22 protein-coding genes are annotated in these 23,115 nt (G+C 45.4%); 6 read left to right on the top strand and 16 right to left on the bottom strand.

Annotation, left to right across the window (positions count from 1 at the left end):
- Positions 1-108: 108 nt before the first annotated feature.
- Positions 109-387 carry a YtzH-like family protein gene (locus tag bslm_RS14510; RefSeq protein ID WP_003237926.1) on the top strand — a complete coding sequence of 93 codons (279 nt, stop codon included), beginning with the start codon at positions 109-111 and terminating at the stop codon, positions 385-387.
- On the opposite strand, the gene bslm_RS14515 is transcribed toward bslm_RS14510, so the two are convergent.
- From bslm_RS14515 to thpR, 5 genes are all read right to left on the bottom strand, one after another.
- Complete coding sequence (locus bslm_RS14515; RefSeq protein ID WP_046381506.1) at positions 388-1,185, bottom strand: phosphotransferase family protein; 798 nt, start codon at positions 1,183-1,185, stop codon at positions 388-390.
- A 179-nt stretch (positions 1,186-1,364) separates the two neighbouring features.
- The gene (gene pulA, locus bslm_RS14520; RefSeq protein ID WP_003229246.1) at positions 1,365-3,521 is read right to left on the bottom strand and encodes a type I pullulanase; all 2,157 of its coding nucleotides are present in this window, start codon (positions 3,519-3,521) and stop codon (positions 1,365-1,367) included.
- 25 nt (positions 3,522-3,546) lie between these two features.
- The gene (locus tag bslm_RS14525; protein ID WP_003229243.1) at positions 3,547-4,476 is read right to left on the bottom strand and encodes a diacylglycerol kinase family lipid kinase; all 930 of its coding nucleotides are present in this window, start codon (positions 4,474-4,476) and stop codon (positions 3,547-3,549) included.
- 48 nt (positions 4,477-4,524) lie between these two features.
- Positions 4,525-5,439, bottom strand: coding sequence for a hypothetical protein (locus tag bslm_RS14530; RefSeq protein WP_003229241.1), 915 nt, complete (start codon positions 5,437-5,439; stop codon positions 4,525-4,527).
- A gap of 25 nt (positions 5,440-5,464) precedes the next feature.
- Positions 5,465-6,016 carry an RNA 2',3'-cyclic phosphodiesterase gene (gene thpR / locus bslm_RS14535; RefSeq protein ID WP_003229239.1) on the bottom strand — a complete coding sequence of 184 codons (552 nt, stop codon included), beginning with the start codon at positions 6,014-6,016 and terminating at the stop codon, positions 5,465-5,467.
- A gap of 148 nt (positions 6,017-6,164) precedes the next feature.
- Here thpR and cysK point away from each other — a divergent pair, with 148 nt between their 5' ends.
- A complete protein-coding gene (gene cysK, locus bslm_RS14540; protein ID WP_003229237.1) occupies positions 6,165-7,100 on the top strand; it encodes a cysteine synthase A in 936 nt (311 codons plus the stop codon).
- Between the two features lie 33 nt (positions 7,101-7,133).
- Here cysK and pepV read toward each other — a convergent pair whose 3' ends face one another.
- Entirely contained in the window at positions 7,134-8,525 is a 1,392-nt protein-coding gene (gene pepV / locus bslm_RS14545; RefSeq protein ID WP_004399126.1) for a dipeptidase PepV, read from the bottom strand.
- A gap of 96 nt (positions 8,526-8,621) precedes the next feature.
- On the opposite strand from pepV, the gene pbuO reads away from it, so the two are divergent.
- Complete coding sequence (gene pbuO / locus bslm_RS14550) at positions 8,622-9,920, top strand: hypoxanthine/guanine permease PbuO (protein WP_003229234.1); 1,299 nt, start codon at positions 8,622-8,624, stop codon at positions 9,918-9,920.
- A 39-nt stretch (positions 9,921-9,959) separates the two neighbouring features.
- Here pbuO and bslm_RS14555 read toward each other — a convergent pair whose 3' ends face one another.
- Positions 9,960-11,117, bottom strand: coding sequence for an ABC transporter permease (locus bslm_RS14555; protein ID WP_046381267.1), 1,158 nt, complete (start codon positions 11,115-11,117; stop codon positions 9,960-9,962).
- On the bottom strand, positions 11,114-11,824 hold the full coding sequence (locus bslm_RS14560; RefSeq protein WP_046381268.1) for an ABC transporter ATP-binding protein: 711 nt from the start codon (positions 11,822-11,824) through the stop codon (positions 11,114-11,116). The genes bslm_RS14555 and bslm_RS14560 overlap by 4 nt, the downstream gene beginning before the upstream one ends.
- A gap of 290 nt (positions 11,825-12,114) precedes the next feature.
- Here bslm_RS14560 and bslm_RS14565 point away from each other — a divergent pair, with 290 nt between their 5' ends.
- Positions 12,115-12,336, top strand: coding sequence for a DeoR family transcriptional regulator (locus bslm_RS14565; RefSeq protein WP_003152337.1), 222 nt, complete (start codon positions 12,115-12,117; stop codon positions 12,334-12,336).
- 120 nt (positions 12,337-12,456) lie between these two features.
- Here the strand turns inward: bslm_RS14565 and bslm_RS14570 are convergent, their stop codons facing one another.
- Entirely contained in the window at positions 12,457-13,176 is a 720-nt protein-coding gene (locus bslm_RS14570) for a pseudouridine synthase (protein WP_003229226.1), read from the bottom strand.
- A 68-nt stretch (positions 13,177-13,244) separates the two neighbouring features.
- Positions 13,245-14,879, bottom strand: a complete 1,635-nt coding sequence (murJ, locus tag bslm_RS14575) for a lipid II flippase MurJ (RefSeq protein ID WP_046381269.1) — start codon at positions 14,877-14,879, stop codon at positions 13,245-13,247.
- Between the two features lie 202 nt (positions 14,880-15,081).
- On the opposite strand from murJ, the gene bslm_RS14580 reads away from it, so the two are divergent.
- Both bslm_RS14580 and opuD read left to right on the top strand, forming a co-directional pair.
- Positions 15,082-16,344, top strand: coding sequence for a BaiN/RdsA family NAD(P)/FAD-dependent oxidoreductase (locus bslm_RS14580; RefSeq protein WP_082098094.1), 1,263 nt, complete (start codon positions 15,082-15,084; stop codon positions 16,342-16,344).
- Between the two features lie 188 nt (positions 16,345-16,532).
- On the top strand, positions 16,533-18,071 hold the full coding sequence (opuD, locus tag bslm_RS14585; protein WP_003229220.1) for a glycine betaine transporter OpuD: 1,539 nt from the start codon (positions 16,533-16,535) through the stop codon (positions 18,069-18,071).
- A gap of 36 nt (positions 18,072-18,107) precedes the next feature.
- Here opuD and bslm_RS14590 read toward each other — a convergent pair whose 3' ends face one another.
- From bslm_RS14590 to rmgP, 6 genes are all read right to left on the bottom strand, one after another.
- Positions 18,108-18,290 carry a sporulation protein Cse60 gene (locus bslm_RS14590; protein ID WP_003223398.1) on the bottom strand — a complete coding sequence of 61 codons (183 nt, stop codon included), beginning with the start codon at positions 18,288-18,290 and terminating at the stop codon, positions 18,108-18,110.
- Positions 18,291-18,357: 67 nt separating this feature from the next.
- Positions 18,358-19,026, bottom strand: a complete 669-nt coding sequence (locus bslm_RS14595; RefSeq protein ID WP_003229218.1) for a YesL family protein — start codon at positions 19,024-19,026, stop codon at positions 18,358-18,360.
- 21 nt (positions 19,027-19,047) lie between these two features.
- Positions 19,048-20,334 carry a Gfo/Idh/MocA family protein gene (locus tag bslm_RS14600; RefSeq protein WP_009968003.1) on the bottom strand — a complete coding sequence of 429 codons (1,287 nt, stop codon included), beginning with the start codon at positions 20,332-20,334 and terminating at the stop codon, positions 19,048-19,050.
- An 11-nt stretch (positions 20,335-20,345) separates the two neighbouring features.
- The gene (gene rmgS, locus bslm_RS14605) at positions 20,346-20,849 is read right to left on the bottom strand and encodes a rhamnogalaturonan transport/degradation protein RmgS (protein WP_010886596.1); all 504 of its coding nucleotides are present in this window, start codon (positions 20,847-20,849) and stop codon (positions 20,346-20,348) included.
- The gene (gene rmgQ / locus bslm_RS14610; protein WP_014906487.1) at positions 20,846-21,967 is read right to left on the bottom strand and encodes an unsaturated rhamnogalacturonyl hydrolase; all 1,122 of its coding nucleotides are present in this window, start codon (positions 21,965-21,967) and stop codon (positions 20,846-20,848) included. Before rmgQ ends, rmgS begins: the two co-directional genes overlap by 4 nt.
- Before the next feature lie 7 nt (positions 21,968-21,974).
- A complete protein-coding gene (gene rmgP, locus bslm_RS14615) occupies positions 21,975-22,940 on the bottom strand; it encodes a polygalacturonan/rhamnogalacturonan ABC transporter permease (RefSeq protein WP_003229209.1) in 966 nt (321 codons plus the stop codon).
- Positions 22,941-23,115 lie beyond the last annotated feature (175 nt).

Genomic DNA, 23,115 nt, shown 5'->3' on the forward strand with positions numbered 1-23,115 from the left:
CGCATAAAAAAAGAGGGTCCCGTCTGCTGGAACACTCCTTTCCCATGTATAAAAACGCTCTGTTTTGAACAATTTAACCCGTATGATACTGAAGGGATGTGTACCGTTATGGGTTTACATTATGAGCATCAAGTTCATTTATTGAAGGATATATTGACTGACCATCAATTGGACTGCTGCGGAACAGTCGCAGAGTACGAGCAGCTTGAGCGTGTGATTAAATCACTGATGGCAAACACCGAGCTTGATTCAAATTTCAAAAACGTGCTTGAAGATGTTTACCGCTACAGCCAATCAGGAATATCGTCCAAATCCATCGACTCACACATACAAGAGCATCAGAACAGCCTGTCTCAATGGGTAGAGCAAATGGATTCGTATTCCTGATTAATCAACAATTCGTTTCAGGAGGATATGCAGCTCTTCCATTGCATCATGAAATTCCTTATCATTACCTTTTGCTTTATGCCAGGCAATGAAAGTAATTGTTTCAGATAACACATACCAAGCCATTCGCAACCGAAGGCTTTCTGTCAGCTCTATGCCGTACATGCTCAGCCAGCTCTCCCAAGCTGGCTTTTCGACGTAGTGGTACAGCAAAGGCCCGAGGTCCATCGCCGGATCAGCGATCATGGCGCCGTCCCAGTCAATTAAATACAGCTGGTTGTCTTCAGACAATAGCCAGTTATTATGATTGACATCACAATGGCAAACGACTTTCTCACCGAAATGCACTTCATGCAGGTGTTCTTCCAAATACTTGATCCCTTCTTGAATCAGCGGCGAAGATTGCTGCACAGCAAATACAGCCTGCTTCAGCTGAGACAAAAGAGCCCCCGGGTTCAGCGGTTCTTTTCCAAGTCTCTTCAGCATGTCCAGCAAGGCTTTTGATGTGTGTATTTTACGAAGCAATTCAGCAACGGGCCGTCCGCTCATGTCTTTAGGCTTCAGCTCTCTGCCGGTCATCCAGTGCTGGGCCGTAATGACGTCCCCATTTTCCATCCGTTTTGTCCAAACCAGCTTCGGAACAATGCCTTCGGCGGATAAAACAGCTAAAAAAGGTGAGCTATTACGTTTTAAAAAAAGCTGCTGCCCGTTATGTTTCGCATAATATGCATCTCCTGTAGCTCCTCCGGCGGGGAAGATCTCCCAATCGCTACCTAGTAATTGTCCCAACCAGTTCATATCAATGTTCAACCCATCATTTCTTAAAATATTTTAGAATTAAGGCTAATCGTCTCTAGTCTATCCAGCGAATGCCTTTTTCGTACGAATCGTATAAAAATAAAAAAGACAGCTATTGAGAGTCTCATATGCTAATCAATAGCCGTCCTTTAAATTTTAGCGCTATAGCACAAACTTCGTCAAGCAAAACTCTTAAGATCTGATGCTAAATATAAGATAACCGTTCCGATGCCGTTTACTGCAACCGTTTTCTTGATTTCTGTTGGGTCTTCCTGAAATCCTGATGGATCACATAAAAGCCGATAAGGTATGTCGTTTGGCAGCCTCCACTCGACGGAGTCTGGACTCGCGTGATGGATAACAATGATATCTTTCCATTCGTCAACCTCGTCAAGATCATAAAGCCTGTATGCGATAAGGTGTTCTTTTAGCGTCAAGCATTCAAGATGGCGCTGGATGTCTGCAGCGGACCTAAGACGGAATGCAGGATGCGCTTTTCTCAGCGAGATCAGCCTGCGGATATAGTGAACATCTTCTTTGAATGTTTCACGGCGATCCCAGTCGAGCTGGTTGATGCTGTCACTGGATTGATAGCTGTTTTCCACTCCCTGCTTCGTCCGGAAAAATTCCTGGCCGCTGTGAATAAACGGCACCCCTTGGGCAAGCAAAATAATCGCGGCTGCAAGCCTTTGCCTGCTTCGCTTTCGGCTGTCATTTTCTTGAGGAAGCGCAAAGCTCATTTTATCCCAAAAGGTGTGATTGTCGTGTGATTCGACATAATTGATGGACTGGCTTGGTTCCGGAACAATCGGTGCTAATGCCTTCCATCCGGAAGACCCGGCAATTCCATGCATCACAGCTTGTGCTGATTCACCGTTGCCGAGCGCAAACCCTGTTGCCTTAAGGTGAAAGGTGTTCCCTTTTACAGCGTCACGAAACATATCATTAAAAAAGCCGATGCCCGGCATTCTTGGCGCGTTCGCCAAAGCAGCTTTCTGTTCATGCGGCAGCGGTGTAGCCAGGTCCCACCCTTCTCCAAAAAGCAGGATTCCGGGCTTTGCCTTAGTTGCTTTCTCTTTCATATAAAGCACGGTGTCAATATCTAAAATCCCGAGGAGATCAAAGCGGAAGCCGTCAACATTGTATTCTTCAAGCCAATAGACCACGCAATCCGCAATGAATTTTCTTGCCATCCTTCTTTCTGATGCAATATCATTGCCAACGCCGGTGCCGTTTGATGGCATCCCACATTCGTCGTGCCGGAAAAAATAACCGGGCACTGTCTTTTCAAAGGGGGAATTCTCCCTCTTATACACATGGTTAAAAACAACATCCAGAATGACTCGCAGACCGTGCTGATGCAGGGTATTGATCATTTGTTTCAGCTCTGTTTTTCTCGTTTGAGGATCATGAGGATTTGAGGCATAGCTTCCCTCCGGGGCAAAGAAATGAAGCGGGTTATATCCCCAATTGTATGCATCAAGCGGCTTCTCTTCATCAACTCCGGCAAAATCATTCACCGGCAGAAGCTCCACATGTGTCACACCAAGCTCTTTTACATACGCTAATCCCGAAGAACTGCCATTTGCGGTTTGTGTATCAGTTTCCGTCAGCGCTAAGTATTTTCCCTTGTTTATCATGCCGCTGTTTTCATGGATGGAGAAGTCGCGAAGATGCGTCTCATAGATGACGGCATCCACAGGGTGTGAGAATGGTTTAAGAGGAGCAGTCCATTTCATTTGATCCGGGCGCAAGACGACGCCCTTCTCTCCATTTACAGTCACAGCCTTGGCATACTGGTCAACTGTTTCCATCCATTCTGAATTGTTGCAGATGCAAAACAAATACTCATATCCGTGAAGGTCACCTGTGACCGTAACGGCATAGACGCCTTTTTCCAAGCGAGTCATTTGGAATGTGCGCCCGCTTTTATTGGGGTGTGAAAGCTTGACAGCAGCTGAGGTTGCAGCAGGCGCCCATACTTTAAATACGGTATGATCCGCGGTATAAACGGCGCCCAGCTCTCCGTCATAATAAAATTCGTCATCAAACGCTGCCGTCCGGATGACCGCGCCAATTTGGAGATCCGTTTTGTGGCCGCTGGATGCTCTGACGCAATGGATTTTTCCAAATGTCACAGGATGGTCGGATACGCAGACGTACTTGTATTTTGCTTCAAGGGAGTATTCCTCCCTGACAGCCAGAGGAAAATCTGTTATTTCTGTCTCAAGCCGAAACGGCGGTGTCATGATTTCCTTTTGTTCAGCAGGAATCAGAACAGTAATGATATTCATGTCATCGACATACGCTTCGAAGCTGCGGCGGATGCTGACCATCGGAAGCTCTCTCCTCCAAACACGTTTATGTTTTGATTCTTAGGGGTGAAGGACTAGATGCCAGACGAAACGGGGTAGTGCCCATGATTTCTCCGTCAGCATGGAACGGGATTTTGTCCTTCGTGTAAAATGTAATGTCCTTCGCTTTAAACATCGTAACGCCATCCATCTTTGTATGTTTTCCAAATGCCATGAGACATAAAAGCCAATATTTTTTCAAAAACGGCTGGTTTTCAACGATTACGATATCAAATGTCTTCTCGCGCGGATTTGCTAGGGGCGCCGCCTTCATGCCTCCCCCGTAAAACGGATGGTTGGATACAACGGCAAACCAGACATCATGAAATTCGCGCGTCTCGTCTTCCGTCGTACAAGCTAACGTAAACGGCTTAAAGGTTGCCGAAGCGTGCAAATGAGAAAGCGGATACACAAGAAATCGAAGGCGGAGAAAAAGAAAAACCCGTCTCAACGGAAATTCCATCGCCTTTTTATTGACATATGCGTCAAACCCGATCCCGATATGATTCATAAAATAAAGAATCTGTGATTTATCCTGAAGGAAATTGACGCTCCCTAAATGAAAGGTTCTTGTTAACGGGCGCTTTACCTTCTTGATTTCCTGTATCAGATCGATTTTTTTAATAGAGAACCCTCGCGAAAAATCATTATACGCGCCCGCCGGCACAAAGCTCAGCTCAATATCGTCAACATCTTTCAGCCCGTTGACAACTTCATGCATGGTTCCGTCTCCGCCAATGACGATCAGGCGCTTCAGCTTATATTCCTGTATCGTTGAAATCTGTCTGGCGAGCACCTCGGCGTGTCCCGGATGTTCAGTTAAAAATGAACGGTGCTCAACCTTTCGTTTGATCAATTCTTTTTGAATGGACTTCCAAACACGCAGGCCGTTTCGATGTCCTGCTGTCGGATTAATAATAAAAAACCAATGGCTCATCTTTCTCACCTGCTTATGTTATGAGAAAACCGCTCAAATCGTTCTCTTTTACTCCAGCCACTCCTGTCTGCGATAGGAGTCAGACATGCAGTAAGACAATAGAGCCTTTGCAGCCTTTACCTGATGATGTTTGATCGGAGCAGTGTTTTTCTTCTGCCGCTCAATCCATTCTTCCGCGCTCCGCTTATCCGCTATTTCTAAGCCGTATGGCGGCTCCGGGTAATCGATGTACGACGTTCTGCTCAGAAGCAATTTTCGAACCGGAATCTCAGCCTGTTTTTCCTTTACGATCTTTGACACAACCGAGTCCGTACGAAACAGGCTAAGCCCTGGATTTAACACTGATGCAGTCTGAGAGGCTGTTTTCTTGTCCCAAAAACGATTTTTAGACCCTATGTAGACACTGTCTTCCTCAGCCTCTAAAAAAGAAACGCAATAAATTTCCAGAGGAGAAATAATCACAATGCTTAATTCAACCGCCGCCTGCTGAATTTTCAGCACAGGCTTATACATAATAAAATAAGAATCAGGCAGCTGCTGGGTCAGATAACGCAAAATGCGGTCCTGCTTCACTTGGTTTGAGAGTTGAGATATTTCTGAAAGAGTAGAGCTTGCCCATTTGAGCTGAAAATCATATAAATGCCTTTTATAAAAAGAAGCAAGCGCCACCCTGCTCTTCGGGAGCCTTACATGAATATCTTCTTCGTCCTCAAACCATTGGTGTCTCTCTTCTTGTATATCGGCTTTTATCTCTTCTTTTCTTCTTTTCAATGAAAATTTTTTTCGTTTCTGCACCGGTTCCGGTTCTTCAGCACTGGCTTGCCTTTCTTCATGCTGGCGCTCCGCTGCTTCTACTAGTGAAAGCCAGCGCTCTTTTTTCAAACGTACAAACTGGTTGATATAATGGTACGGATCAAGCTCATATCTCGATATATAATCATGAATTTTGATGATTTGTGCCATGTTTGTTTCTCCACTCCGCAATGAATTAAGATAATTGAAATTTGAATATTTCCTCGTATTTTGGTGATTGGTTCAAGTGTATTTGAAAGAGCGAAAATCGTTCAGCCATCATCGAAACCTCGCCGCTTTCAAACGGAACATGAGCTGGAAATCCATCTTCGCCTGTCCATTTTCTTGCCAGCGTCATATGAGGATGATACGGTCTTTTTTCCACTTGAAAGCCGGCCTGAAGTACAGCCTGCTTCGTATGTTCCCGCAGTCTATCAAGCGTTTTGTTTTTCTTTGGCTCCAGATGTAAAACGCGCGGCTTTCTGCGGTCGCCGAATACATCTATCTTGCCAAACTTAATTGAAAATGGATCAATTTCTGAAGCAATCTCTGCTAGCGAACCTTCAAGCTTCTTTATTTGTGTCTCATCCGCCGCTCCGAGAAAAATTAACGTGATATGATAGTCAAGCGGGTGCACCCATTTTTGAAACGTCAATATCGGTTCGTTTTTCGCAGCCTGGTAGATCGGATTTGCAATTCCCTCAGGTATGGGAACGCCGATGAAATAATGAGGCCGTATATCTGGCATCCGTCTGACACTCCCTTCTTTGACAGCTATTATTTTATCAATAAAGAGGCTGTGCGGATAGAGGAACAGTGTATGAAAACACTCTCGCACAAACGTTTATTATGTTAGGATATTATATGACACTTGTTTTATTCAGAAAGGAATGACAATGTTGAAAATCGTTGCAAACACAGCTGATCTGATAGGAGATACACCGCTAGTGAGATTGAATCGGCTTCAGCCGGAAAATGCGGCACAAGTCTATTTAAAGCTTGAATTTTTCAATCCGAGCGGCAGTGTGAAAGACAGAGCCGCTTATCAAATGATCATAGAAGCTGAACAAAACGGTTTACTCAAGCCGGGATCAGTTATTATAGAGCCGACAAGCGGAAATACCGGCATCGGGCTCGCCATGAATGCGGCAGCACGCGGATATAAAGCAATCTTAGTTATGCCTGATACGATGACGAAGGAACGGATCAACCTACTTAAAGCTTACGGTGCAGAGGTTGTATTAACTCCCGGAGAGGAAAGAATGCCGGGCAGCATCAAAAAAGCGAAGGAGCTTGCCGAACAAATTCCGAACAGCTATATTCCAATGCAGTTCGATAACACTGCTAATCCTGATGCGCACCGAAAAACAACAGCGCCTGAAATCGCCCGGGCAATAGAGGAAATCGGAAAACCGCTCGGCGCTTTTGTAGCCTCCTCTGGAACGGGCGGAACCATTACCGGAACAGGTGAGGCGCTCAAAGAGCTTTTTCCGGATATCACGGTTCATGTTGTTGAGCCAGCGGGTTCGCCTGTATTATCCGGCGGAAAACCTGGCGCGCATAAACTTGTAGGAACGAGCCCAGGCTTTATACCGCCGATTTTAAATGAAGACGTTTATGATGAAATTATCAAAATCTCTGATGAAGACGCGTATACGACGACAAGACGGCTTGCTGCTGAAGAAGGAATTCTTGTCGGTCCTTCATCAGGCGCTGCCTGCTTCGCGGCAATCGAAACAGCGAAACGCCTCTCTCCTGACAAAGTTGTGGTCTGCATGACAGCTGATACAGGAGAACGGTACTTATCAACTGATTTATGGTCATTTATTTAAAAAAAGGACTGGCTTCAGCAGAAGCCGGTCCTTTTATTTTGCAAGCTCGTAAATGGCCTGAGCATATAACGCTGTCGATCTCAGCAGGTCATCAATTTCGATATATTCATCCTTTTGGTGTGCGCTGTCAGGGCGTCCGGGGAACAGCGGGCCGAACGCGACACCGGCTTTTAAGGATCTCGCATAAGTCCCCCCGCCGATTGAGATTAAATCAGCTTTTTTACCCAGCTGGCCTTCATAAACCTTTTGCAGGGTTTTGACTAACGGATGATCTGCGGACACGTGATGCGGCTTGCTGTCTTTGAATTCTCCCAGCTCAAATTCAGATGCGCTTTCGAATGTATCGCGGATCACTTTGCTTTCTGCTGTCACAGGATAGCGGATATTGATCCCGAGCTCGCCTCCTTGCCCTTCTTTATAGCGCAGTGTTCCGACATTTAATGTCAGCTCTCCGCTGATTTCATCCTCACAGTCGATGTCCAGTTTTTTTCCTCTTGTATCACCTGAGAACTTATCTGTCACAACTTGCACAAACCGCTTTCCTGCATCGTCAAGCTCAGTCTGCTGGAGAAATTCGCACAATAAAATGCCGGCATTGATCCCATTGTTCGGTTCCATCGCATGGCAGGAAAGACCGTACATACGCAAAATGAGCTGTCCGTTCTCTATTGCAGCTTCCCCTTTTTGGTCCGTCGTGCGGAGCATGTCTTTAAATGAAGACAGAATCTCTTCATTTTTCGGCCCTTCAATGACAGCTTCCGCAGCGTCGGGCACCATGTTTAAGCGAAGGCCTGATTGAAACGAGACAAGCACTGCCTTTGGTTCAGCTTGATTTGGGCGGTGCGGAATAAGTAAAGAAGCATCGATGATCCCTTTTTCCGCATTAATGATCGGAAAATCGGCGTCAGGCGCAAAGCCCATTGTTGGCATTTCTTCATGCTTGAAATAATGCTCTACGCATCTCCAATCACTTTCTTCATCTGTTCCGATAATCATTCTGACTCGCTTGGACAGGGGCAAATTCATGTCTTTCACGATTTTCAGCGCGTAGAATGCCGCCATTGTCGGGCCTTTGTCATCAATGGCGCCCCTTGCATAAATCCGTCCGTTGCGGATTTCAGCTGAAAATGGATCACTCGTCCACCCATCTCCCGGCGGCACGACGTCAACATGGCAAAGTACGCCGATAATGTCATCGCCCTCCCCCCATTCAATATGACCTGCGAAGCCGTCAAGATTTTTTGTTGTAAAGCCTTCTTTTTCTCCAAGCTCCAGCAATGAAGTCAGGCTGGCATTTACCCCTTCTCCAAACGGTTTACCGGGTCCGGCGGTTGTTTCGTCCATGACACTGTTGATTCTCAAAAATTCCTGTGTATCACGAATTAAATCCTCTTTTTTTCTGATCACTTCAACTTCCCAGTTCATAATGATCCCCTTTCCGCAAGAAATGACTTGCAAAAACCAAATAAAACGAATAATATTAATGGTGTTTTGTTAAAACGTTCGTAATTGGAGGATACTATGTTTCATCTAAAAGAGCAGCAAACATCCATAAAGCAAGAAATCATAGCAGGGCTGACGACCTTTTTCACAATGGTCTATATCGTCGTGGTCAATCCGGTCATTCTGGCTAACGCCGGGGTTCCTTTCGACCAGGTTTTCACCGCAACGATTATTGCCTCCATTGTCGGAACGCTGTGGATGGCCCTGGCAGCAAATTATCCGATTGCTATTGCGCCCGGCATGGGCTTGAACGCTTATTTAGCCTTTCATGTCGTAAGCGCAAGCGATGGCGGCATCACGTACGCAACAGCTTTCAGCGCAGTATTTACAGCAGGGGTTCTCTTCATTATTCTATCGTTAACGCCTTTAAGAAAACAACTTATAGAAGCGATTCCAAACAATTTAAAATACGGGATCACAACAGGGATCGGGCTGTTTATTGCTTTTATCGGTTTGCGTCAAGCGGGAATTGTGGCAGCTGATGAGTCAAACCTGGTCACTCTCGGCAATCTGCATTCACCTGGTGTTATCTTAACGCTGGTCGGCCTTTTGATCAGCGTGGTCCTGATGGTGCTGAATGTAAGCGGCGCTTTATTTATCGGAATGGCAGCTACCGCTTTGATCGCCTTTTTCACCGGTCAGCTCCATTTTTCAAAGGGATTTATGTCGCTTCCTCATTTGCCGGAAGGATTGATGATCTCAAATCCATTTACCGCTTTTGGCGATGTCATTCATCACGGCCTGTACGCTGTCGTCTTTTCTTTTCTATTAGTCACCATTTTTGATACGACAGGCACGATGATCGGAGTTGCCGAGCAAGCCGGGCTGATGAAAAACAACAAGCTGCCGAACGTGCGAAAAGCGCTGCTTGCTGATTCAACCGCGACGACAGTAGGAGCTGTTTTCGGCACAAGTCCGACGACTGCATTTATCGAGTCTTCCGCCGGTGTCGCAGCCGGGGGAAGAACGGGGCTTACGGCTTTGACTGTCGCGGTGATGTTTGCGGCTTCAATGTTTTTCAGTCCGCTTGTCAGCGCCTTGTCAGGTATAGCCGCCATCACCTCGCCTGCTTTGATTATCGTCGGCAGCCTGATGATGGGCTCAGTTTCCAATATGAACTGGAAAGAGATGGACGAGGCATTTCCTGCGTTTCTCGTCATTCTAGCCATGCCTTTGACCTCGAGCATTTCTACAGGAATCGCGCTTGGCTTTATTTCGTACCCAATTGTAAAAGCGGCGCGGGGAAAATGGAGAGAGATTCATCCGCTCGTCATCGTTTTCGCCATTCTGTTTTTCATCCAGCTGTTTATTTTATAAGGATAGACCAAAAAACCCAAACGTCGCCGTTTGGGTTTTTTATGTAAACAATAAAGAGACAGCGGCCGCTAAAAAACAACAGGCGGCAAACGCATAGTGCAGGATGTTGATACAGCTTTTTCTGGCCCGATAATATTCATCACTTTCCTTATCGGTGCCAATTAAAAAAGGGGCATCCATGACCTTGTCAAAAATAAGCGTCAGGATATAACGGCAAACCCCTGTGTATACCAGCAGCGCAATCACCTTCAGCCAAATTGGGGAAACAAATATGAGAACAGTGAAAGCTGACAGTAGCATGTACATCTGCCTTGCATACTCGCCATTCCTCAGCATAACTTTAAAAAACAACTCCTTATAGCCTGTGCAGATCGTTCGTCTTTTAAATATCCTTTTTGAATTTCGGTATAATAATGGTTTTCTTCTCATCCTGTCTTTTACTTTTGGCATTCCCGCCTCCTGACTCATCATCATCACAAGTCCTGCAAGGGCAAGCCTGCTTTTTTTCTCTTCAGTCACCTCAGCTTCAAAAGCCGTGAACGAAGCCGTCTTTTTCAAACTGCCGATAACTGAGAAAAGCAAAAATAAAATGCCAAAAAGCGCAAGCAAATGCCGCTCAGTAAAAACAATCAGGATAGCAGAACCAGCAAAAAGAATAGCTCTGACAAGGATATCGCCAATCCATCTCGAAATAGAGCGCGGCTTTCTGATCCTGTCTTGCTTTAAGGATAAAAAGAATATATGAAGGCCAAACAAATAACACAATAGAGCAGTGCTTTCTGCGAATGTGATGTGAACAGAATGACTGATAAGGGGAAGGACAATAAAAAAGAGAAGCAGCCATTTAGCCAGCGTGACGAGAAAAGAATACAAAAGCGCGTACCGTTTGAGCTGATAGATGATTTCTTTCTTTTGCAACAAAAACACTTTGTCCGCTTCCATTAAAAATGTGCGAATCGAACCTGTAAACATGATCAGCACACACACAGCATACAGCCATCTCCATTCCGCCACTTCAGACCACTCATAAAGAAGGCCTCTTCCGTTCATCAAATCAATATACTGATAGATGACAAAAGCAATCGCCGGCAAAACGATATAGAGAGCGACTGTCCAGTCAATGACCGCATGCAACACTTTAAACTGATACTTATAATAGTCAAACAGCCTTCGAAAAAAGAGCGTACGCCCGTTCATAGCCCATCACCTTGAACTGCCTTATAAAAACAGTCAAGCAATGACTGCCCCTCTAATCCGGTCTTGTCCTGAATATCTTTTAACGTGCCTTGGAGAAATAATGAACCTTTCTCAATCATATAAAACCGGTCACAGATTTTTTCCGCGGTATCGAGTACATGCGTGCACATAAGAATTCCGGCTCCACGTTCTTTTTCAGCCTTAAGCATGTCCACAAAGCGTTTCGTCGATATCGGATCAAGGCCGATAAACGGTTCATCAATCACATACATATCCGGCTTAGAGAGAAAGGCCTGGATAAGCATTAGTTTTTGCTGCATGCCCTTCGAAAAGGTGACAGGCAGCTCATGTTTGACATGATCTAGCGAAAACGTCTGCAGCAGGCTTTGGGCCCGATGCGCAAATTCACTCTCTTCAATGCCGTGAAGTGTGCTGATCAGATCCAAATGCTCCCACAGCGTCAGTTCTTCGTAGAAGGACGGATGCTCCGGAATATATGCAAATGAACAGTCGTTCCAGGCAATATGCCCTTTAAAATCTTCTGAAAGGCCGAGTATCGCCTTGATTGCGGTGCTTTTTCCTGCGCCGTTAGCTCCGATCAGTCCAACCAGTTCCCCTTTTCTGACTTCCAGAAAAACATCGGTGAGCACTTTTTTTCGGCTTGTATACCCGGCCTGTTCTATTGAAGCTTCAAGCAAATTTGTCAAAACTCACTCACCTCCAAAATTTACTACGAAATAGAATAAAAAAAGTTTCTTTAACCATAATAATATTGAGCCGAAATACATAGTAATCCAACAAGGATGGCTGCCCAACGCGAAATTGGAAAAAATTAATAGGAGTTATCCCTAGATTCATCACTGCAATATCGTGTATAATGAGGGCGAATTATTTTAACAATTACAGATGTCTGCCTTTGTTGCTATTTCGTACGCAGTTGATAGTCGTGAGTTGTGGTTAGTCAAGTCCATCCGATCTTATGATAGGGAGTGGTTTTTTGAAACCTTCAACAAACCGTATGCTAACTCGAATCAAATCAGTTTACATGTTTATTCAAGAAAAAGGTCTTGTGACAACACAGGAACTGGTTGACGAATTCGGCATTACACCTAGAACGATTCAAAGAGACTTAAATGTGTTGGCATATAATGATCTTGTTCATAGTCCAAGCCGTGGCAAGTGGGAGACAACGAGAAAGAAAGTAAAGATTACCTCATAAATTGAAAATTACATAGGGCCGCCTGAGAGCGGTCCGATAGATAACAGGGCGAAGAAACTACTGAGCCTTGTTTTTGTGTGCTTATAAATAAAACCCCGCATTCGGTATGCGGGGTTTTTGTCATGCTTGCGGCTCATTTAGCAAATGAAGCTCTTCCTCTGTCAGCTCACGGTATTCTCCGGGTGCCAGAGCGGGATCTAGGGAAACGCGTCCCATCGAAAGCCGCTTCAGATAAACCACTTCATTGCCGACTGCCTTTGCCATTTGCTTGACCTGATGGTATTTTCCTTCTGTAATTGTCAGATATATAACGGTATTGCCACTGTCGTTTGTTTTGATTTCCGCTTTTGCCGGCTTTGTTTTATAGCCGCCCTCTATGTAGACACCCGTTTCCAAATCGGAAATGTCTTCCCGAGAAATCTGTGATTTTAAATGGACTTCATACGTTTTTGGAACATGCTTTTTAGGAGAAAGGAGCCGATGTGCGAGCTGGCCGTCATTTGTGAGCAGCAAAAAGCCCTCTGTATCTTTATCAAGCCTGCCGGCTGGAAATGGCTCAAATCTCATCTCCTCCGGCGTCAGCAGATCGACCACTGTTTGCTGCCGGCTGTCCTCAGTCGCCGACAGCACGCCCTGCGGTTTATTCATCATAAGATAAATGAACTCTCGATAATCAACCGGTTCCCCGTATACGGTCACCTCCTGCGTATCAGGATCAACGTGCTCCTTTACATCTTTGGCAGGTTTGCCGTCGATCATCACGGCTCCAGCCTTCACAACGGCTTTGACTTCTTTTCTGGAACCATACCCGCTGTTGGCAAGCAGCTTATCAAGTCTCATTCCCAATCTCTCCTTTATAAAAGAAAGCCCGCAGCATGCGAGCCCTCAGTTTCATCATATCTAGTTCATCAGCCTGCATGTCTGCCTTTCCTTAAGAAACCTGGCAAACGGCGGCCTAAAATTTTCTGCAAAAATCCTAATCGGTAGCCGCAATACAGGTAGACAGCTCCGCCAACAGCGGCCGCGATCACCACAACAATCGCAGCTTGCATCTGGCCATCCTGATAGGAAATAAAGAAGCCTAATACCCACTGCACGATTTTCACGGCAATACCCATAATGGCTGATAAGACCAGCATCAAAACAGTTCGTTTAACAAGTATCTTATACGAATAGCCTGCATGGCGCTTAATCATGATAAACCCATATAAAAGGGAAGCGATATATCCAAGCGCCGTCGCTAAAATCGCTCCGTCAGCCTGCATCAGCTTGATCAGCGGAACATTCAGCACAAGCTTGATCACGACACCGATCACAAGGCTGACAACCGCAAATTTTTGCTTATTGATGCCCTGCAGAATAGCTGCGTTGACTGTAAACAAAGAGAACAGAATTGCGACAGGCGAATACCAAAGCAAAATGTTTGCCCCCAGTTCAGGATGAAGGCTCTCTGACCCGTAAAAGAACGTATACGTCGGTCCTGACAATAGAGAGATCCCGACAATAGCCGGAATAATTAAAAACAGGATCGTCTGCATCGTTTGATTAATCTGCTGATTTAACAGCTTATAGTTTCCGCTTGTAAACGATTCAGTAATCGTTGGAATTAATGTCAGTCCAAAAGCAGTTGCTAGGGAAACCGGGATCATCACGAGCTTCTGAACATACAGGGTTAGAATCGCAAGCATGTCCTGGCTGATGGCTTGATGACCGGCTTCAATCATCGCTTTGTTAAACGTATTTGTATCAATATAGTTATACAAAGGGATGGCTAGTCCGACAAAAACGTACGGAGCAGCATAGCTGAACAGCTCGAAAAACATTTTCTTGTAGCTTAGGTTTGCTGTCGGACCCGTATTCGGCATCATCGCCAGCAGGCTGCCCTTCCGTTTGTTCCAATAAATATAAAGCACGACCAGCCCTCCGAAGGCACCGATCAGCGCTGCGAAGGTTGCATAGCCCACAGCGATGACAAGGCCGCCGTTGAAAACCTTCAAAATCAAGAATGTCGCACTCAATAGAAAGATGATGCGGACAATCTGTTCAACGACTTGGGAAACAGCTGTCGGACCCATCATTTGGTGCCCTTGAAAGAATCCGCGGACAAGGCTCATTATCGGTACGACCAAAAGCGCTAAGCTGACCATGCGGATGACATAAACGACATGATCAATTGTCAGGCCGTTATTATCCTTGCCTCCTAGCGATATTTCCGCAAACATCGGAGCCGATAGATACAGAATGAAAAAGGCTATCATTCCTGTGACGAGCATAACCGACATGCCCGCCTTGAGCATTTTCCTGCTTGTCTCATAATCCCCTTTTGAATTATATTTGGAAACAAATTTAGAAACAGCGGCCGGAAAGCCCATCGTAGCAATATTCAAAAATAAAGTGTATTGGTTGTATCCGTATTGAAATAATGCACCGCCTGTCGCCCCGACCATAATGCTGAAGGGAATTAAATAGACCATCCCCAGAATCCGCGATATATATGTACCGAGCGTTAATACAAACGTGCCTCTTAACAGTTTGCTTGACATGTTTCTTCATCACCATTTTCTACGAAGATTCAACTTTTCTATTTTACCACAACTGGGCATTTAGACGGTAATAAATACAAAAGCAATCCTGTGAACATTCATGTCCGCGGCAAAAGACGTTTAAGGAGCGGCTTTCTTTCGCTATAATAGTACTGCGGACGGGGTGTCCGCACACGAAATGAAAAGAAAGTTGATGATAAAGATGAAACAATATGACGTAATCGTAATCGGCGGAGGCCCTTCAGGCTTGATGGCTGCGATTGCAGCAGGAGAACAGGGCGCTGGCGTGTTGCTGATAGATAAAGGAAATAGATTAGGACGGAAACTCGCGATTTCCGGGGGCGGCCGCTGTAATGTGACGAACCGCCTTCCTGTGGAAGAAATTATCAAGCACATCCCCGGCAACGGGCGTTTTTTATACAGCGCGTTTTCTGAATTTAATAATGAGGACATTATCAAGTTTTTTGAAAACCTCGGCATTCAATTGAAGGAAGAGGATCACGGCCGGATGTTTCCTGTGACCGACAAAGCCCAAAGTGTCGTTGACGCGCTGTTAAACAGGCTGAAGCAGCTCCGCGTAACAATCAGAACGAACGAGAAAATTAAATCTGTTTTATATGAAGATGGACAGGCAGCAGGGATTGTGACGAATAATGGCGAAATGATCCATAGCCAGGCAGTCATTATCGCTGTAGGCGGTAAAAGCGTGCCTCATACCGGAAGCACGGGAGACGGCTATGAATGGGCTGAAGCCGCGGGCCATACCATAACAGAGCTGTTTCCGACAGAGGTTCCCGTCACTTCTGCTGAACCGTTCATTAAGCAAAAAACACTTCAGGGCTTATCACTAAGAGATGTAGCCGTCAGTGTGTTAAATAAAAAAGGCAAACCGATTATCACACATAAAATGGACATGCTGTTTACCCATTTCGGCCTCTCAGGACCTGCCATTCTCAGATGCAGCCAATTTGTCGTAAAAGAGCTGAAAAAACAGCCTCAAGTGCCGATCAGAATCGACTTGTATCCGGATATCAATGAAGAAACGCTTTTCCAAAAGATGTATAAAGAACTGAAGGAAGCACCGAAAAAAACCATTAAAAACGTGCTGAAGCCTTGGATGCAGGAGCGCTATCTCCTATTCCTGCTCGAAAAAAACGGCATCTCTCCGAACGTATCGTTTTCTGAGCTGCCGAAGGATCCTTTCAGACAATTTGTAAGGGACTGCAAGCAGTTTACTGTCCTCGCAAATGGCACACTGTCGCTTGATAAGGCATTTGTCACGGGAGGCGGGGTATCTGTAAAAGAAATTGACCCGAAAAAGATGGCTTCTAAAAAAATGGAGGGGCTTTATTTTTGCGGTGAAATTCTGGATATCCACGGCTACACAGGCGGATACAATATTACCTCCGCCCTTGTCACAGGCAGGCTTGCAGGGCTAAATGCCGGGCAATACGCCCGTTCTTAATCATTACTCTTTAAATCTCTTGCCGCCAAACTCACATTTGAACATTCCCCGCATTCATGTTAGGGTGAGACTTGTTTTGTTTCACCTGATTGCGGGGTAATTTTAAGAGAGGAATGAGCTGCCATCGTACGACCATACTAAGCCTGCGAGCAAGATATAGGCGTACACAAAAAATTAGAGGGTGAGAAATGTTGAAACATATATCTAGTGTATTTTGGATTGTGATTGCAATCACAGCTGCAGCTGTATTATGGGGTGTTATTTCTCCTGACAGCCTGCAAAATGTGTCTCAATCGGCACAAGCATTTATTACCGATTCATTTGGTTGGTATTATCTTTTAGTTGTCTCTTTGTTTGTCGGGTTTTGTCTCTTTTTGATTTTCAGCCCGATCGGAAAAATCAAACTCGGAAAGCCTGATGAAAAACCGGAATTCGGGTTATTATCATGGTTTGCCATGCTGTTCAGCGCAGGCATGGGAATCGGCTTAGTATTCTACGGTGCGGCTGAACCGATCAGCCATTACGCAATTAGCTCTCCATCAGGTGAAACAGAAACCCCCCAAGCCTTCAGAGATGCACTCCGCTATACGTTTTTCCACTGGGGTTTGCACGCTTGGGCCATTTATGCCATTGTGGCATTATGCATTGCCTATTTCCAATTCCGCAAAGGCGCACCCGGGTTAATCAGCAGCACACTGTCACCGATTCTCGGGGATAAAGTAAACGGACCGATCGGAAAGGCCATTGACTGTATTGCAGTTTTCGCCACTGTTGTCGGGGTGTCAACAAGTCTTGGTCTTGGCGCAACCCAAATTAACGGCGGTTTGAATTACCTGTTCGGCATTCCGAATGCGTTTATCGTCCAATTGGTTTTAATCATTATTGTGACAGTGCTCTTTTTACTTTCTGCGTGGAGCGGACTCGGAAAAGGAATTAAGTATTTAAGCAACACAAACATGGTATTGGCCGGATTGTTAATGTTGTTTATGCTCGTTGTCGGGCCTACAGTGCTGATAATGAACTCATTTACAGATTCTATCGGACAATACATTCAAAATATCGTTCAAATGAGCTTCAGACTGACACCGAACGATCCTGAAAAACGCGAATGGATTAACAGCTGGACGATTTTCTATTGGGCATGGTGGATTTCCTGGTCTCCATTTGTCGGCATTTTCATCGCCCGTGTATCCAGAGGCCGGACGATCCGCGAATTTTTAATCGGCGTCTTGGTGACACCTTGTATTTTGACATTTCTATGGTTCTCCATTTTCGGCGTATCAGCCATGGATCTCCAGCAAAAAGGCGCGTTCAATGTAGCAAAGCTGTCCACTGAAACGATGCTGTTCGGAACACTTGATCACTATCCGCTGACAATGGTGACATCGATCCTTGCATTGATTCTGATCGCAGTATTCTTTATCACGTCAGCTGATTCAGCTACATTCGTGCTGGGCATGCAGACGTCGTACGGTTCTTTAAATCCGGCGAATTCTGTGAAACTCAGCTGGGGTATCATTCAGTCCGCCATGGCGGCTGTGCTCCTATATTCCGGAGGGCTTGCCGCTTTGCAGAACACAGCGATTCTGGCAGCGCTGCCGTTTTCTATCGTTATCCTGCTGATGATTGCCTCTCTCTATCAATCGCTCTCAAAAGAAAGAAGAGAGATCAAAAAAGCGGAGAAACTCGATAAACCAAGAAGTCCAAGAGTGAAAAAAGCATATTAACAAAAAAGATCTTTCCGCGCCTGCGGAAAGATCTTTTTATTTGCGATATAAAATAAGGGCGGAAAAACAGTAAAGCTGCTCGCCGTCTGGGTCGCACGCCGCCGAAACCGTATATTTGATATCTATCAGCTGCTCCTCCGATATCCCTTTTAAAAATGAATTGATTTCCGTTTGTAAGTCTTTTTCATGCTCTTCATCAAATACCGCTACCTTCAGCATTTTATCCGCTCTCCTTTCTCTATCAATCTATTCCGTTTGGAACAGCGTTATGATAGAGAAATGATGATTATCTCGTTTCCGGATAAAAAGCTTTCCGTATATGGGATTTCCTCTGTGGCTCGCCGCCGTGCTGCTCCACTTTCAGCAGCACGGCATAAACAATGCGCATATGGCAGTAGCTGATAAGGCTGACGCTGAAAAAAGGGACAATGCCCGGCAGGTACGCAAGCAAGAAAAAGAGAGCAACAGTCAGCGCAAGCATAGTAAGCGTATATTGCAAATACGCCACACTGAGCAAGAGCGAAAATTTCACATACAGACGTTTTTTCCAGTCAAAATGGACAAGCAGCGGAAACACATAAAAAAGCATGGATACGAACAAAAAGCCAAATATCATAATGGCGAAGCGCAGGATGTGCAGAAGGAAATGACTTGGATAAATTAAGGCCAAATCAATATAAATGATCACTCCGATGAGCGCCAGTACAGCGCCGAGCAGATTTGAACGAAAAAATTCACCCTTGTATTCCTGCCAAAACGTTTTGAGCACCGGAACGTTGTCCTGCCCCTGGATCCACTTCCGCATGACAGCGAATAAAGCCGCGGTCGCGGGCATGATGCCAAACACGCCGAGACCGAGCAACGTAAAAAACAGCCACAGCAAGTTTGTATACGCAAATCTCATAATCCATTCGCAAAAACGCAGCATCCGTCCCAGTGAGCCATCATGTTCCATGGCGCCCCCTCCTTTTTTGCATTATACATTCTGCATCTGAAAAAGCTCTTTCATGCCGATCGGCTTCTTTTCGGCAACCGAGCGCCACATTCCCTCACCAACCGCGATGGAGTAGGCTCCAGCTTCAGCCCCGGCTAAAATATCATAGCGGCGCAGCGGGTCTTTCCCTAAAAAAAGATCCTCAAGCAAAAGCGGATCACCTCCGCCATGCCCCCCTTCATTTTTGACCACTTGTATCGTCTGCTTTGATTCAAAAAGCGGATAGTATTCGATTGTCTGCTCAGGAAAAGCAAACGGAATTCTGGAAGGTTCGTGAAATTCATTTGATTCAATACGTCCTTTTGTGCCGTTGATCGTCAGCCGGTAGCCTTCATACGGGGCCGAAAAAATAATCGAGTAGCTTAACAGTGCGCCGCCATCATATTTGACTGCCGCCACGTACGTATCCTCGATGTCAATTTCCTCGTCAAAAATACACGCGTCAGGCCTGTATGCAGTATATAAGCTGGACTGGTCTCCTGCTTCAAGATGATCATCCTTTATAGAAGCTTTAGAGGAACGGGGATGCCACCTTGAATAGTAGTGGCATTTTTCTTTAACACGGCACGTCCCGCAAAAACGCCCGTCTTCTTCCGGCAAGGGGTTCCACTCACTGTCCGGCCCATAGTAATTCAAGGCGCCATAAGCAAATACCTCTTCCGGATTTTGCCCGAGCCACCAATTGACGAGATCGAAGTGATGTGTTGATTTATGGACAGAAAGACCGCCGGAAAACTGTCTCGACCTGTTCCAGCGTTTAAAATAGCTGGCGCCATGATACGTATCAATATACCAATTTAAATCAACAGAAGTGACCCTGCCTATTTTTCCGTCCAGAATCATTTCTTTTATTTTCCGATGAAACGGGCTGTAGCGATAGTTAAACGCGACGGTGACTTTTCCTTCGCTTTTGGCCTCCGCTTCAAGCACCCGATTCGCATCCTGCACTGTTGTCACCATTGGTTTTTCAGTAATCACATCTGTATTCCACTGAAGGCTTTTTACAATATATGCGACATGCGTATCGTCCCTGCCTGCCACAATGACGATATCAGGCTTTGAGACGCGCATCATCTCGTCAAAAGCATCTTCGCTAAACTCAGGCACGTGGGCCAGCTCGGGAAATTTCTTCTTGCAAACGGCAAAACGTTTCGGATCGGCATCCAGCAATCCCGTAATCTCATAATGAGTTGAAAACCGCTCCATCAGTGGTTTGATAAACATACTGAATGCTCTGCTGCTCAATCCGCAAAAGACGATGTTCTTCAATATCCTCACCTCTATCGGGCTTCAGTTAGTTGAGAAATCAGCTGCAGCGCTTCCTCTGTTTTTTCAGCATACACAGGGATAAACGCCGCCATATCGCGATTCAATTGAAAAGAATAGCCGTTCAGCTGTTTTTTCCCTTTTTCGATCTGAACGGCATAGATCGTTTTTTCTCCTGTTTTTTTATTAACAGTTGTATAAGGAGATGTTTTTTCAGGAGGCAATCCGTTTAACGGCTGAAAATTTTCCGGATCATCGTAAGCTTGAAACATGTCTTCAGGCACGATGAAAACATCTCCCTCATGGGCGGTAATTTCAGTCAGCAGTTTTTCCTGAAAAGCTGGAAAGATATCGACCTTCCCGGCATTCTGCTCGGCGGCCTTTTTTATTTTTTCCTGTACGCCAGCCTGCATATCAGAAAAGAGAATGACATGCATTCCGTCCGGCCTGCTTGAGCATGATGCCAAAAAGAGCACTGAGACGATCACACACAAAGCCGTACGTATCCTTTTTGTCATTTCCCCGCTGACCTAAAAAGAGGCTCCAGCTCTGTCATAGCTAAAATAAACGCGCCGGCTCCGTGCAGATCGTTTGTGCTTCTTTCGCGGCTGACATAATAGTCATAGAAACCGGCTGACGTTCCGACACATATGTCTTTGACGAGAAACGCTCCGTCTTCTGATGTTTCGGTTTTATGCTGAATCAAGCCTTGATACGCTTTTAGCAGTGTTGTTTCGTAAGCTCTGTCTAGATAGCCTTTATTGATTCCTTTTGCGATTGCGTACATGTACAGACAGGATCCTGAGCTTTCCAGCCAGTTATCAGACCTGTCTCCCTTATCAACGATCTGGTACCATAACCCCGTCTCTTTGTCTTGATAGCGACAGATGCTTTTAATCATGTCCTGCAGCGTGTTTTTCCACACATGACGGTTCGGATGCTTCTTCGGCAGCTCTTCAATCATGTCAGCAAGAGACATGACGTACCAGCCGATGGAACGTGCCCAAAATTCCGGTGAACAGCCTGTCTCTTCATTGGCCCAAGGCATTTTTTTCGCTTCATCCCAGGCGTGATAAAAAAGTCCGGTTTTTGCATCCTTCGTATGCTTTCTCATCAATGACTCCTGAAGCACAACCTGATCAAACAGCTCCGTCTCCTGCTTCAGATTGGCATATTTCAGTGCAAACGGCCCCCCCATGTATAAGCCGTCAAGCCACATTTGGTAAGGATAACCGTCTTTGTGCCAAAAACCGCCCTCAGACGTCCGGTTCAGTGTTCCATATAAGCTGCGCAGCCTTTTTGCCGCTTTGACATACCGTTCATCCTTCGTCTGCTCGTATAATGGAAAAAGAATGAGACCTGCTTGAATGGCGTCCAGTTCATCTCTTCTAAATAATAGATTGCCATTATCATCGATTAAGAGATCTGCATAAGCCTTCGCATACTCAAAATACCGCTTTTCCCCGGTTGCTTCCCACAGCCGCAATACACCGCATAAGAAAACACCCTGATGGTAGTGCCAGCGGTTTGCAGGTGGCAGCTCCTCGACTGTGTACGTGTTCATAATGGTGTTTGCCAATGCCTCCGCGTACGTAAGAGGCGATTTTACAGCGATTGATTGATCCATTGATCCCATCCCTTTCCTAATAAATTCCTTCCTCGCCAAATTTCTTCGCCAAACGATTCGCTAGCATGACCAAAATCAGCCCGACCGCCGCTTTAAATACGCCGACTGCTGTACTGTAGCTGAATTGGCCCTGTTTCAGCCCTGCAGTATAAACATACGTATCAAAAATTTCCGCCACTTCCCTGTTAGTCGCATTTAACAGCAAATACACATGCTCGAAGCCAAGCTCCAGCGTGTCTCCGATTTTCAAAATCAGCAAAACGACGATAACGCTTTTAATGGCGGGCAGCGTAATATGCCACATTTGCCGCAGCCGTCCCGCTCCGTCCATTTTCGCCGCTTCATACAGCTGGGGGTCAACCGCTGTAATGGCCGCCAGATAAATGATCGTCGACCAGCCCGCTTCCCTCCAGATAACCTGCAGAATATACAGGGGCCGGAACCATTCTTCGTTCAGCAGAAAATTGATTTTTTCACCGCCAAAAAACACAATCAGTTCATTAATCAAGCCTCCGTCTACCGTTAAAAGCACAAACGAAAGCGATACAACAATGACCCAAGACATAAAATGCGGGATATAAATCAGCGTCTGAACAAATTTTTTAAAGAGAGCAATCCGCACTTCGTTCAATAGAAGCGCCAGCAGTATCGGCACCGGGAAAAATATGGCCAGGTTCAAAGCAAATAACACGAGCGTGTTTTTTAACAAGAGAAAAAATGTAGGCTCAGTAAACAGCCTGATAAAATGCTTCAGCCCCACCCACTCACTGCCCAAAATGCCGAGGAACGGCTGATAATCCTGAAACGCAATCACAATTCCCCACATCGGGACATACTTAAAAAGCAAAAAATAAATACACCCCGGCAAAATCATCAAGTACAAATATTTTTGTTGAATCAGCTTGATTAGTAAGCGCTTTCTTTTTTCTTTTTTAAAAATGACTGCATCAACAGCCGGCGCTTGCGCTTCTGCTGTTTTCATTTTTTCCTAGCCTCCTTTCACGGATTCTTGCATTCACTGTAGCGCAGCAGGCAAAAGTCCGTCTACAATCATATGATCACATCCTGTTTTATCCCTTTATAATCAAGGGTTCAGCCGGTCCACCTGAAAAAAAGACACCGATATTAGAAAATGATTATTGACAATATCTATCAAT

The sequence above is a fragment of the Bacillus sp. LM 4-2 genome (assembly GCF_000978495.1).
Classification (GTDB): domain Bacteria; phylum Bacillota; class Bacilli; order Bacillales; family Bacillaceae; genus Bacillus; species Bacillus subtilis.